Origin of the sequence: Streptosporangium sp. NPDC023615 (assembly GCF_040640155.1) — a bacterium.
In the GTDB taxonomy this organism is placed as follows: domain Bacteria; phylum Actinomycetota; class Actinomycetes; order Streptosporangiales; family Streptosporangiaceae; genus Streptosporangium.
In genome coordinates, this window is the sequence record NZ_JBFABE010000012.1 from 57118 (window position 1) to 68817 (window position 11700).

Below are 11700 nucleotides of genomic sequence, written 5' to 3' on the forward strand. Positions count from 1 at the left end.
CGCCGGCCCTCGCCGGTTCTCGCCGGTTCTCGCCGGTTCTCGCCGGTTCTCGCCGGTTCTCGCCGGGTCCCTCCTGATACCCCGCCGGTCCCCTTCCGCCGTCTTCCGCGGAACGCGCCCCACTTCATGGCGTCCTGTGCGCATTAGTTCACAGACTCCCGGAACGGCGGCCTGTAGACCTGACGCAGGAACCCACCACCCCAGGGAGCAGACATGAAACGGCTGGGGCCCGTATACACATTGGCCGCCGGAGCGGTGATGGCCGTCGTCCTCGGCACGGTCAGCGCCACCACCTCACCCACCACGCAGAACGTCAACGCGCAGGACGACACGGCCGCCACGGTGGCCGAGGCCACCTCGCAGGCCACTCCCACGCCCGCGGCCGTCAGGACCGCCAAGCCCACCCCCGCCAAGGCCGACTACGCCGGACGGGTCACCGGCAACGGCGGGCTGATCGCCGTATCCGTCCGGAACGGCAAGGCCGTCGCGTACTTCTGCGACGGCAGGATCGAGGCCTGGCTCAAGGGCAAGGCCGCCGACGGCAAGGTCACGCTGTCCGGCCGGAACAACGCCTCGATCACCGCGAGGCTCGGTGGTGGCAAGGCCGCCGGGACGCTGGCGTTCGGCGGCAGGAAGTGGACCTTCGACGCCCCGGTCGTGAAGAAGCCCTCCGGCCTCTACCGGGCCAGCGCGGTCGTCCGCGGCGCCAACGTCCGCGCCGGGTGGATCTACCTGGACGACGGCACCAGGGTCGGCCTGACCGTGGTGAACGACGAGGTCGCCGACGTGGCGATCCCCGAGCCGGGCCAGAACGCCGTCGTCGACGGCGTCGAGGTCGACCCCCAGGACGTCGACGAGTTCATCGAGGGCTTCTGATGAGTGACACACAGATCACACCGGTCCCGCAGCGCCAGAACCTCACCCCGCTCCTCGCGCCGCTCGTCGTGGGCGGGCTGGTCGCGGTCGGCCTCGGCGTCTACGGACGCCTCCACGCGCCGGCCGGGTACGCGATCGGCGTGGCGGGCTTCTCCGGGGCACTGGTCATGAAGTCCTGGCTCACCACCGGCGCGTTCCTGCTGGCGCTGGTCCAGCTCTTCTCCGCCCTGGTGATGTGGGGCCGGATCAAGCTGGACGTGCCGTGGATCGGGACGCTGCACCGCTGGTCGGGGCGGCTGGCGTTCGTGCTGACGATCCCGGTCGCGGTCCACTGCCTGTACGCGCTGGGCAGCCAGTTCGACGTGCCGCGCGTGATGATCCACTCGCTGCTCGGCTGCTTCTTCTACGGCGTCTTCACCGCGAAGATGCTCTCCCTGCCCAAGCGGGGGCTGCCCGGCTGGACCCTCCCGGTACTGGGCGGGCTGACCTTCGTCGCCCTGACCGGACTCTGGCTGACCTCCTCGTTCTGGTTCTTCACCACCATCGGGATCAAGCTGTAGGCGGCGTGAAGGCGGTCGTCCGCTCCAGACCGGCGGCCCGGCCCTTCGCCGCCACCACCAGCGCCATCTTCCGGGACGCCTCGTCGATCATCTCGTCGCCGAGCATGACCGCGCCGCGCATCTCGACCGTCGTGTGGTACTCGTACGCGTCGAGGATCAGCTCGGCGTGGTCGTAGTCCTGCTGCGACGGCGAGAACACCTCGTTCGCGGCCTCGATCTGGGAGGGGTGCAGCACCCACTTGCCGTCGAAGCCGAGGGCGGCGGCCCGGCCGGCCACCCTGCGGAACCCGTCCAGATTCTTGATCGCCAGATAGGGGCCGTCGATCGCCTGAAGGTCGTGCATGCGGGCGGCCATCAGGATGCGCATCAGGACGTAGTGGTAGGCGTCCCCCTCGGTGTAGCCGGGCGGCTGCTCCCCGACCACCAGGGTCCGCATGTTGATCGAGGCCATGAAGTCGGCGGGGCCGAAGACCAGCGTCTCCAGGCGCGGGGAGGCGCCGCCGATGGCGTCCACGTTGACCAGGCCCCTGGCGTTCTCGATCTGGGCCTCGATGCCGATCCGGCCGACCGGGAGCCCGTTGGCCTTCTCGATCTGGGTGAGCAGCGTGTCCAGCCACATCACCTGGGCGGCGTCCTCCACCTTGGGCAGCATCAGGCAGTCGAGGAACTCCCCCGCGCCCTCCACGACCTCGATGACGTCGCGATAGGTCCACCGGGTGCCCAGATCGTTGACCCGGACCACCCTCGTCCTGCCCGACCAGTCGCCCTCGCGCAGGGCCGCCACGATGTTCTTGCGCGCCCCCTCCTTGGCCGACGGCGCGACCGAGTCCTCCAGGTCGAGGAAGACCTGGTCGGAGGGAAGGCCCTGGGCCTTCTCCAGGAAACGGGGGTTACTGCCGGGGACCGCGAGACACGAACGTCGGGAACGCATGAGCACAGTATCTACCGCGACGCTTCGCGTCGCGGTTCGGCCGCTCAGGCCCGGCTCCTTCGCTCCTCGGTCCAGTCTCCGGCGCGGCCTCACGGGGATTCCGAAGGGGTGCTCCCGAGTCCTGTCCCACAGGGCGATCGGCGCCCGGGAGAGCAGGTGCCGGAACTATGGCCTCCGTACAAAGACCCCGGTCTGTTGTTGGCGGGGATCTCGTAGGACCCTTACCGGGGATGCCTGAGAATGGCATCAAGAATCGGCTAAGGGAGACACGTACGATGGCAAACGCTTCTTCAATGGCCAGGCCCGCCGTCCTGTCCGATCTGATCCCGGGTTCCCGCGTCCGTGACGTCGCGCTGGTTGCGGGTGGTGCGGCGCTGACGGGTCTGGCAGCGCAGCTGAGCTTCCCGCTGCCCGGTTCGCCCGTTCCGGTCAGTGGCCAGACCTTCGCGGTCGTCCTCGTCGGCGCCGCCCTGGGCATGAACCGCGCCGCGCTGAGCATGATGCTCTACCTGCTGGCCGGCGTCGCGGGCGTGCCGTGGTTCGCCGAAGGCGCCTCGGGCTTCGGCGGGGCGTCCTTCGGGTACGTGATCGGCTTCATCGCCGCCGCGGCCCTGGTCGGCAGGCTCGCCGAGCGCGGCGGGGACCGCACCGTGGCGCGTACCGTCGGCACGATGGTCCTGGGAAACCTCGTCATCTACGCCTTCGGCCTTCCGGTGCTGATCGCGGTCACCCAGATGGACCTCGTCACCGGTCTCGTCAAGGGTGTGCTGCCCTTCCTGCTCGGCGACGCCCTCAAGATCGTCGTCGCGGCCGGGCTGCTCCCCGCGGCCTGGAGGCTCTCCCGGCGCTGACCCCACGGCGCGTACGGCCTGTGCCCTCGTCTCGGACGGCACAGGCCGTACATTCGTCTCATGGGTGTGATCGAGGAGGGCGCGAAGAAGTCGAGCGTTCTGTGGCTGTCGCTGGACCGGCCCCGGCTGGCCTGGCACACCTGGCACGACGACGCGATCTACCTGGTCACCGGTGGGGGCGAGCAGTCGCTGCCGGGGCTGGCCGAGGCCGGTGAGGTCCGGGTGACGCTGCGCAGCAAGGACAACGGCGGGCACCTGGTGGCCTTCGACGCCTCCGTGGAGGTGGTGGACCAGGCCGAGGCGCCCGACGCGGTGGCGGCGCTGGCCAAGGAGCGGCTCAACGCTCCCGACGCCGCCCGGCTGGCGGAGCGCTGGGCCGCCGCTTCCCGGGTCATCCGCCTGGTCCCGCGCGAACCGGCCGTGTGACCCGCGCCCGCCGGGGACGCCTACGGCATGGGGTCGACCCCCGCATGCGGGGTGGAACGGCGTGTGTGACGATCACGGCGTGCGGGACGGCTGCGGCTCCGCTTCGAGCGTGTCGAGCGTGTCAGGCGCCGAAGGGTCCCCGGGCACGACCGCCGCGTCCGGCGCCGGCACGGGGGCCATCGTGGCCCGCTGGGCGAGGTAGGCGCCGATCAGGACGATCGCACCGCCCGCGACCTGGAACGGGCCGAGCGCCTCGCCGAGGAGGACCCAGGCGGCCACCGCCCCGGCGATGACCTCCAGCGAGGCGACCGTGGAGCCGACCGCGGCCGACAGGCGGCGTACCGCGAGGACGCCGAGGATGTAGGCGATCACCGTGGCGACCACGATCAGGCAGGCCAGCGCCACGGCCGCCGGCAGCGTGTGACCGGGTGCCGGGGTGGCCTCGGTGCCGAGCGCCGCCCAGGGGATGTCCCAGGGCCGGGAGATCGGGGCGAGTGCCACGGCGGCGCCCAGCAGGCCCCAGGTGACCAGGCCGAGCGGGTCGATGTCGGCGCCGGAGTTCTCGCTGAGCAGGAAGTACCCGGTGCAGCAGGCCGCCGCGGCGAAGGCGAGCAGCAGGCCGAGCGGGTCGAGGGCGAGGCCGGACCAGATCTCCACCACCACGCCGAGTCCGAGCACGGCGACGATCGCGCCGACGTAGGCCGTGCGCGGCGGGCGTCCCCGCCGGACGAACCGTACCCAGAGCACCACCAGCACCGGCGAGGTGAACTCGATGAGCAGCGTGACGCCGACCGGGAGGCGGGTGATCGCCGCGAAGAACAGGGCCTGCACGCCGGCGACCGCGATCACCGCGTACGCCGCGAAGAACGGCAGCCGCGAGCGCGGGACGCGCAGTGCCGAGGGGCGGGCGACCGCGAGGATGCCCCCGAGCAGCAGCCCCGCGCCCGCCATCCGGACCCAGACCGCCTCCAGCGGGGCCAGCCCGGCCGCGCCGACGTACTTGGCCATGGGGCCGGAGAAGGCGAAGCAGAGCGAGGAGGTGAGCGCGATCAACAGTCCGGCACGTCTCATCAGACACCATTTCCGTAATTACCGTTATGCGGGTTTGATGCTGTCACGACGGGCGGCGGAGCGGCAAGCCTGTCTCACGGGACGCGCCCGGAGCGTGCCGACGGCGGGCCCGTACCGGAGGCCGCCTACGCTTCTGATGTGAGGATCTTCATCGCGCGGCTCGCCGGCACCCCGGTCTTCGACCCCGCCGGGGACCAGATCGGCCGGGTGCGTGACGTGGTGGTGGCCATCGCCGGCAGCACGCCGCCGCACGTGCACGGCCTGGTCGTCGAGGTACAGCCCCGGCGGCGGGTCTTCCTGCCGATCACCCGGGTGCGCTCGGCCAAGGCCGGGGCGGTCGTCTTCAGCGGCCGGCTCAACATGCGCAGGTTCGAGCAGCGGGCGACCGAGACCCTGGCCATCGCCGAGCTGCTCGACCTGAGGGTGGAGGTGGACGGCAGCCGGGCGACGGTGCTGGACCTGGCCATGGAGGAGACCCGGCGCGCCGAGTGGCTGATCACCAAGGTGGCGGTGCTGGGCAGCCCGCCCGGCATGGGGCTGCGCCGTCGCGGCGAGACCAGGATCGTCGACTGGGCCGAGGTCCGCGGCTTCGGCGCGGTGCAGCAGGACCAGGGCGCGGCCAACCTGCTGGTCGCCTTCGAGTCCATGCGCGCCGCCGACCTGGCCGGGGCCCTGCACGAGCTGCCCGACAAGCGCCGCGCCGAGGTGGCCGCGGCCCTGGACGACGTACGCCTCGCCGACGTGCTGGAGGAGCTCCCCGAACGGGACCAGATCGGCATCCTGAGCAGGCTCGCCCCGGAGCGGGCCGCGGACGTGCTGGAGGAGATGGCGCCCGACGACGCGGCCGACCTGCTGCAGGACCTCCCGGCCGAGCAGGCCGAGGCGCTGATGGCGCTGATGGAGCCGGAGGAGGCCGCGCCGGTCAGGCGGCTGCTGGTCTACCCGGAGAACACCGCGGGCGGGATCATGACGAGCGAGCCGGTGGTGCTGCCGCCGAACGCCACGGTCGCCGAGGCGCTGGCCCACATCCGCCAGTCCGACCTCACCCCGGCGGTGGCCGCGCAGATCTACGTGGCCCGGCCGCCCGTCGAGACGCCCACCGGCCGCTTCCTCGGCCTGGCGCACTTCCAGCGGCTGTTGCGCGAGCCCCCGTCCACGCTGCTCGGCAGCATCCTGGACACCTCCCTGGACCCGATCAGGCCCTCCTTCACCCTGAACCAGGTCACCTTCTACCTCGCCACCTACAACCTGGTGGCGGTTCCCGTGGTGAACGAGGCCGGCCGCCTGGTCGGCGCCGTCACCGTGGACGACGTGCTCGACCACCTGCTGCCGGCCGACTGGCGCGAGCGGGACGACCGCCCGGAGAGGGACGAGAATGCCTGACCGCCTCGACCAGCCCAGGCAGCCCGGCCTGCGGCTGCGCCCGCACTACGACCCCGAGGCGTTCGGGCGGCTGTCGGAGCAGATCGCCCGCTTCCTGGGCACCGCCAGGTTCCTGGTCTACATGACGGGGTTCGTCGCCATGTGGGTGCTGTGGAATGTCTTCGCCCCGGGCTCCGTGCGGTTCGACCCCTACCCGTTCATCTTCCTGACGCTGATCCTGTCGCTGCAGGCCTCGTACGCGGCGCCGCTGATCCTGCTGGCCCAGAACCGGCAGGACGACCGGGACCGGGTCCAGAACGAGCACGACCGCAGGGCCGCGGAGCGCAACCAGGCCGACCTGGAGTACCTCACCCGCGAGATCGCCGCCCTGCGGATGGCGCTCGGCGAGGTAGCCACCCGCGACTACATCCGCTCGGAGCTTCAACGCCTCCAGGAGGACCTTCAGGAGGACCTCCAGGAGCCTCGGACGCCCGTGGAGAGCTAGAACCGAGCCGAACCCCGGGAGGGGGACCCGGCTCGCGTACGTCCGCCCGGGGTCCAGGTCCCCCGGGTGTCCTCTCGACCCGTCCTGCCGATCCGTCCTCCGCCCCGGGTCGCGCCCGCCCGGGGTCCGGTGCGGACCCCGGGCGGGCGCCGGCCGGCGGAACGAGTGCCGGTCAGTAGAAGAGGTTCTCCGGCTCCGGCAGGTCGACCAGTGCCGGGCCGCGCCAGCGGGCGGCGTCCTGGGGCACGTCGCGGGCGCTCAGGGTGCTGAGCGTCAGCGGGACCAGCACCTTGCTGGCGGCCAGGTCGACCGTGACGTTCGCGCCGGTGGCGGTCTCGTCGCTGTAGGTGGCGTCGGTTCCGGCGATCACCAGGGCGAGCCGGTGGCCCTTCTTGAAGACGTAGTCCTGCGGCAGGGTCTCCCAGGCGATCCTGGCGTACGTGCCGGGGGTCATCGGGGAGGGGGCGCTGAGCGAGCCGCGGTTCTGCGCGTCGATCCAGCCGCGGGCGACGATCTCCAGCGGCCGGGTGGCCCGGTTGGTGACGACCTTGCGGTAGCAGGCGTCGTCGGAGGCCGTGCTCTCACCGTGGCAGCTCTCCTCGGCGACCGTGCTGATGCCCTGGCCGCGCCTCCAGTCGATGCGGCTGTCCTCGCCGAAGTCGACGAGCAGCGCGGTGAGGTTCGCGGTGGGCGCGTCCAGTGCGACGCGCAGGTCCACCACCGGGGTGCCGGACATGCGCAGGTCCAGCGGGAGCGCGCCGGTGGTGAAGGCCACCCTGCCCGGCTTGACCGTGCCGACGTCGGCCACCATCTCGTCCTCGGACTGGCGCAGGTCGGTGAACGTGGCCTTCTGGCCCTTCCTGGCCGGGACCAGGCCGAACGAGCCGTCCGCCGCGGGGCGGAAGGGGATCTTCAGGGAGAGCGGCGCGGGCCAGTCGCGCTGGGTGATCCAGCGGTCGAGGCTGGTCTGCACGTCGGCGCGGGGCTCCCGCATGATGCCGTTCTCCACGCCGAGCAGCCAGCGGTCGAACCAGCGGTGCAGCGTGTCGACCCAGATGTCACGGCGTCCCTCGAAGTCGAAGGGGTCCACGTGCTGGTACTGCCCGACCCAGATCTTGCGGGGGACGTTCCTCTGGGCCAGCGCCTTCCACCAGGCCGAGAAGTTGTCGGGCATGACGTTGAGGTCGTTGACCGTGTGCACCACGAAGACGCTGGCGCGCACCTTGGAGACGTCGGCCATCGAACCGGCGATGTAGTCGCGCTCGGCCCAGAAGGGGTTGTAGTTCCCGGTGTCGTCGCCGTCCTCGGCGTCCAGCCGTGACCACGTGGCGGCGCACTTGGCCGGGGGGTCGGTGTCCACGTAGTTCCCCAGCCACGACATGTAGTCGTAGTTGTAGACCACCCCGTTGGAGCGCTGGTACCTGTACCAGGAGCTGATCGCCGAGATCGGCACGATCGTCTCCAGGCCCTTCACGCCGGTCGCGGCCACCGCGTTGGCCAGCGTGCCGTCGTAGGACTTGCCGATCATCCCGGCCTTGCCGGTGGTCCAGTCCGCCACCGCGGCCGTACCGTCGGCGCGGTAGGCCGTGGCGCGGCCGTTCAGCCAGTCGATGACGGCCTTGCCGCCCATCACGTCGGCCCGTCCCCCGACGTCGGGGCAGCCGTCGGACCGGGTGGTGCCGATCATGTCGACGTGCAGGACGGCGTAGCCGCGCGGCACGAAGTAGTTGTCGTAGTACAGGGGGAACTTCGTCACGTTCCCCGCGTCGTCGTAGACCTTCCGCTCGGCCTCGTTGCCGCGGCCCGAGTTGTCGTAGTACGGGCTCTCGTCGATGATCACCGGAACGCGGAGGCCGGGGCCGGACTCCCGGGGCCTGATGATGTCGACACGGACCCGGTCGAGCTTGCCGTCGGAGTCGCTGTCGAGGCTCGACTCGACGTAGACGTGCTCGCGGACGGCGTCGGCGTAGGAGAAGACCGGCTGGGTCCTCCCCTGCTCGACGGTGATCGAGGGCCGTGCGGCCGCGTGGGCCGGGGGGGTGACGCCCGCCGCCAGTACGGCGAGGGCGATGAGGGCTGCTCGTGACTTCCGCAAGCGGAGCCTCCAGGAAATTGGGGAAACACCCCGCAATCTCCATGAATGTCCATATATACGGAAGATCTCTTTATACCTTTGACATCAGCCTGGGTCTCGCATGTGACACGGCGCTCACTTCCCTGGCCGCCGGACGTCAGAGCCCGAGATGTCGTCGTTCAGCCGGAAACGGAAGCGGCGCCGGAGGTGGCGGCGACGCCGGAGCCGGAAGCTAGGGCAGAGCCGAGGACGGAGGCGCGGGCAGGGGCGACGGCCGGGGCGGGGTCGACGGCGGGGACGGCGTCCACGGCGGAGGCGGAGAGGAGCTTGGTCAGCATGGCCGCGCACTGGCGCAGCTCGTCGGCGTCGAGCAGGTCCAGGAACTGGGCGCGGACCCCGCGCAGGTAGGTGGACCCCGCCTCGGCCAGCCGGGCCGCGCCCGCGTCGGTGAGGACCGCGAACAACCCCCGCGCGTCGCTGGTGCAGGCCTCCCGCTCGACCAGGCCGTCACGCTGGAGGCGGTCGATCAGCCGGGTCAGCCCGCTGCGTGAGAGCAGCACCCGTTCGGCGAGATCGTTCATCCTCAGCCGCCGCTCGGGCGCCTCGGCGAGGTGTGACAGCACGTCGTAGGAGGCCAGGGCCAGATCGTGCTCGACGAGCAGGTCGGCCTCCAGGCTCCGGGTGATGCGGACCTGGGCCCGCTGGAGCATGCGCCAGACCGCCGGCTCGTGTGGGCCGACACTCTGCGTGGACTCGCCCGCCGTCAGGGTCACGGAGTAACCTTAGAACGTTGCACGCGCATCTACACAGTGAATTGTCCGGATCTGGGGACCATCACCGGAACCGGAATTACCTCCGGCGTTCCCGGGTTCTTACCATGGACCCACAACGCCGGCCTTTTCCCATGGATCGGCCTCTCGCACGCCATAACGGCATCGCGGCGGGCGGGTCCCGCCCGCCGCACGCCTCTCGATAACAGACAAGGAGGGACGGCATCCCCGTCGCCTCAAGGTGGCGGTGTATTGCCGACACTTCGATGGCACCTACCCCGGAACTGGTGATGGCCGCTCTCGCGACCGTCAACGATCCTGAGATCCGTCGGCCGATCACCGAACTCGACATGGTCAAGAGCGTCGACATCTCCCCCGAGGGGGCGGTACGCGTCGCGATCTTCCTCACCGTGTCGGGCTGTCCCATGAAGGACACCATCACCCGGGACGTCACCGGCGCCGTCTCCAAGGTCGACGGAGTGACCGGCGTCTCGGTCGAGATGGACGTGATGAGCCCCGAGCAGCGCAAGACGCTGCAGACCAAGCTGCGCGGCGGCAAGGGACCCGAGAAGGAGATCCCCTTCGCCCAGGCCGGCTCGCTGACCCGCGTCTTCGCGGTCGCCTCGGGCAAGGGCGGCGTCGGAAAGTCCTCGGTCACCGTCAACCTGGCCGCGGCGATGGCCGCGAGCGGTCTCAAGGTCGGCGTGGTCGACGCCGACATCTACGGCCACAGCATCCCCCGCATGCTCGGGGTCTCCGAACGGCCGACCAAGGTCGAGGACATGATCATGCCGCCGGTGGCGCATGACATCAAGGTCATCTCGGTCGGCATGTTCAAGCCCGAGGGCAACACGCCGGTCGTGTGGCGTGGCCCCATGCTCGACCGCGCCCTGCACCAGTTCCTGGCGGACGTCTACTGGGGCGACCTCGACGTGCTGCTGATGGACCTGCCCCCCGGCACCGGCGACATCGCGATCTCCGTCGCGCAGCGGATGCCGTCCGCGGAGCTCCTGGTGGTGACCACCCCGCAGCAGGCCGCCGCCGAGGTCGCCGAACGGGCCGGGTCCATCGCCGTCCAGACCCACCAGCAGATCGCCGGCGTCATCGAGAACATGTCGTGGCTGCCGTGTCCGCACTGCGACGAGCGGATCTCGGTCTTCGGCGAGGGCGGCGGCCAGACCGTGGCCGACGCGCTCACCCGCACCCTGGGCGCCCGCGTGCCGCTGCTCGGCCAGGTGCCGATCGACATGCGCCTGCGCGAGGGCGGCGACGAGGGCAAGCCGCTGGTGCTGACCGACCCGGACGCGCCGGCCGCGGCCGAGCTCGGCCGCATCGCCGCCGCCCTCGGCAAGAAGTCGGGCAGCCTCAAGGGCATGCAGCTCGGCATCTCGCCCACCCGTCGCGGCTGACCGTCCGGCCGGCCACGAGACCGTCCACGCCCGGGAACCCTGGTCCGCGCCCGGGGTCCGGCGACCCGGCCGCCGCCCGGCACACGGGACTCGTGGCCGGGACGCGCCGCGGGCCCGTGACCCCGGCCGCGTGCCCCGGCCGCGGGTATCACGGCGGGAACGCCGGTCCCGGGGCACGGGGACGTGTCCCGGTGGCGGTGCCGCACGGATCACACCCCTGGAAGGGACGGATCGGGTCTCCAGGGGTCGGGGGCGGTGACGGCCCAGCGTTCGTGGTCGCGCCAGGCCCCGTCGATGTAGAGGTAGGCGGGCGACAGCCCCTCGTACCGGAAGCCCAGGCGCCGGGCCAGGGCCAGGGACGCCCTGTTCGCGGGCTGGATGTTGGCCTCCAGCCGGTGGAGCCGCAGGTCGGTGAAGGCGTGACGCAGGGTGAGGGTGAGCCCGTCGGTCATGTACCCCCGCCCCGCGGACGAGGCGAAGGCCGCGTAGCCGAGGGACGCGCCCTGGTAGCGACCCCGGATGATCGAATTGATGTTGACCATGCCGGCGGCCGTGCCGGTCTCCCGGACACGGACCGTGAAGCCCAGGTTGGTGCCGTCGTCGAAGCGGCGCATCCAGGCCTGGAACTCCTCCGCGGTCGCGGGCAGTTGCATCCACGGCAGGTGCAGCTCGGTGCTCGCCCGTACGAGCGAGCAGAACTCGTCCTGGTCGGAGAGGGTGAGCGGGCACAGTTCGACCCGCGATGACATTTCGGACATGGGCCAACGTTAGGGGTTGCCGCGAGCGGCGGGTCGCCCGAGTGGTCCGTCCGGGACGGGCCCGGCGTGGGTCACGGTCATGTCAGGCGCACGACCCCGCGGAAGAG

12 protein-coding genes are annotated in these 11700 nt (G+C 71.2%); 7 read left to right on the forward strand and 5 right to left on the reverse strand.

Annotated elements, in window-relative coordinates:
- Positions 1-213: 213 nt before the first annotated feature.
- Together AB0G16_RS12275 and AB0G16_RS12280 are read left to right on the forward strand one after the other, a co-directional pair.
- Positions 214-876: a hypothetical protein gene (locus tag AB0G16_RS12275; RefSeq protein WP_362802877.1), complete on the forward strand. Its 663-nt coding sequence runs from the start codon at positions 214-216 to the stop codon at positions 874-876.
- Positions 876-1436, forward strand: coding sequence for a DUF6529 family protein (locus AB0G16_RS12280; protein ID WP_362802880.1), 561 nt, complete (start codon positions 876-878; stop codon positions 1434-1436). Before AB0G16_RS12275 ends, AB0G16_RS12280 begins: the two co-directional genes overlap by 1 nt.
- Here the strand turns inward: AB0G16_RS12280 and AB0G16_RS12285 are convergent.
- A complete protein-coding gene (locus AB0G16_RS12285; protein WP_362802883.1) occupies positions 1426-2367 on the reverse strand; it encodes a CoA ester lyase in 942 nt (313 codons plus the stop codon). The two genes, AB0G16_RS12280 and AB0G16_RS12285, sit on opposite strands and share 11 nt — an antisense overlap.
- A gap of 293 nt (positions 2368-2660) precedes the next feature.
- Between AB0G16_RS12285 and AB0G16_RS12290 the strand changes: the two genes are divergently transcribed.
- Both AB0G16_RS12290 and AB0G16_RS12295 read left to right on the forward strand, forming a co-directional pair.
- Positions 2661-3218 carry a biotin transporter BioY gene (locus tag AB0G16_RS12290; RefSeq protein WP_362802886.1) on the forward strand — a complete coding sequence of 186 codons (558 nt, stop codon included), beginning with the start codon at positions 2661-2663 and terminating at the stop codon, positions 3216-3218.
- 60 nt (positions 3219-3278) lie between these two features.
- Positions 3279-3644 carry a hypothetical protein gene (locus tag AB0G16_RS12295; protein WP_362802889.1) on the forward strand — a complete coding sequence of 122 codons (366 nt, stop codon included), beginning with the start codon at positions 3279-3281 and terminating at the stop codon, positions 3642-3644.
- A 72-nt stretch (positions 3645-3716) separates the two neighbouring features.
- Here the strand turns inward: AB0G16_RS12295 and AB0G16_RS12300 are convergent, their stop codons facing one another.
- On the reverse strand, positions 3717-4715 hold the full coding sequence (locus AB0G16_RS12300; protein WP_362802892.1) for a DMT family transporter: 999 nt from the start codon (positions 4713-4715) through the stop codon (positions 3717-3719).
- A gap of 138 nt (positions 4716-4853) precedes the next feature.
- Here AB0G16_RS12300 and AB0G16_RS12305 point away from each other — a divergent pair, with 138 nt between their 5' ends.
- Positions 4854-6098 (forward strand): CBS domain-containing protein, encoded by a 1245-nt coding sequence (locus AB0G16_RS12305; RefSeq protein ID WP_362802895.1) that lies wholly within the window; start codon positions 4854-4856, stop codon positions 6096-6098.
- Entirely contained in the window at positions 6091-6582 is a 492-nt protein-coding gene (locus AB0G16_RS12310; protein ID WP_362802898.1) for a DUF1003 domain-containing protein, read from the forward strand. Before AB0G16_RS12305 ends, AB0G16_RS12310 begins: the two co-directional genes overlap by 8 nt.
- Positions 6583-6754: 172 nt before the next feature.
- On the opposite strand, the gene AB0G16_RS12315 is transcribed toward AB0G16_RS12310, so the two are convergent.
- Positions 6755-8677 carry a Xaa-Pro dipeptidyl-peptidase gene (locus AB0G16_RS12315; protein WP_362802901.1) on the reverse strand — a complete coding sequence of 641 codons (1923 nt, stop codon included), beginning with the start codon at positions 8675-8677 and terminating at the stop codon, positions 6755-6757.
- 158 nt (positions 8678-8835) lie between these two features.
- Complete coding sequence (locus AB0G16_RS12320; RefSeq protein ID WP_362802904.1) at positions 8836-9429, reverse strand: MarR family transcriptional regulator; 594 nt, start codon at positions 9427-9429, stop codon at positions 8836-8838.
- Between the two features lie 263 nt (positions 9430-9692).
- On the opposite strand from AB0G16_RS12320, the gene AB0G16_RS12325 reads away from it, so the two are divergent.
- The gene (locus tag AB0G16_RS12325) at positions 9693-10835 is read left to right on the forward strand and encodes a P-loop NTPase (protein WP_362802907.1); all 1143 of its coding nucleotides are present in this window, start codon (positions 9693-9695) and stop codon (positions 10833-10835) included.
- Between the two features lie 209 nt (positions 10836-11044).
- Here AB0G16_RS12325 and AB0G16_RS12330 read toward each other — a convergent pair whose 3' ends face one another.
- Positions 11045-11593 carry a GNAT family protein gene (locus AB0G16_RS12330; protein ID WP_362802910.1) on the reverse strand — a complete coding sequence of 183 codons (549 nt, stop codon included), beginning with the start codon at positions 11591-11593 and terminating at the stop codon, positions 11045-11047.
- Between the last annotated feature and the right edge of the window lie 107 nt (positions 11594-11700).

What these genes read in the sequence shown, in the direction of transcription:
- AB0G16_RS12280 (WP_362802880.1), top strand. Translation starts at nt 876, where the DNA reads ATGAGTGACACACAGATCACACCGGTCCCGCAGCGCCAGAACCTCACC.
- AB0G16_RS12275 (WP_362802877.1), top strand. Translation starts at nt 214, where the DNA reads ATGAAACGGCTGGGGCCCGTATACACATTGGCCGCCGGAGCGGTGATG.
- AB0G16_RS12300 (WP_362802892.1), bottom strand. Translation starts at nt 4,715, where the DNA reads ATGAGACGTGCCGGACTGTTGATCGCGCTCACCTCCTCGCTCTGCTTC.
- AB0G16_RS12325 (WP_362802907.1), top strand. Translation starts at nt 9,693, where the DNA reads ATGGCACCTACCCCGGAACTGGTGATGGCCGCTCTCGCGACCGTCAAC.
- AB0G16_RS12310 (WP_362802898.1), top strand. Translation starts at nt 6,091, where the DNA reads ATGCCTGACCGCCTCGACCAGCCCAGGCAGCCCGGCCTGCGGCTGCGC.
- AB0G16_RS12285 (WP_362802883.1), bottom strand. Translation starts at nt 2,367, where the DNA reads ATGCGTTCCCGACGTTCGTGTCTCGCGGTCCCCGGCAGTAACCCCCGT.
- AB0G16_RS12290 (WP_362802886.1), top strand. Translation starts at nt 2,661, where the DNA reads ATGGCCAGGCCCGCCGTCCTGTCCGATCTGATCCCGGGTTCCCGCGTC.
- AB0G16_RS12330 (WP_362802910.1), bottom strand. Translation starts at nt 11,593, where the DNA reads ATGTCCGAAATGTCATCGCGGGTCGAACTGTGCCCGCTCACCCTCTCC.
- AB0G16_RS12295 (WP_362802889.1), top strand. Translation starts at nt 3,279, where the DNA reads ATGGGTGTGATCGAGGAGGGCGCGAAGAAGTCGAGCGTTCTGTGGCTG.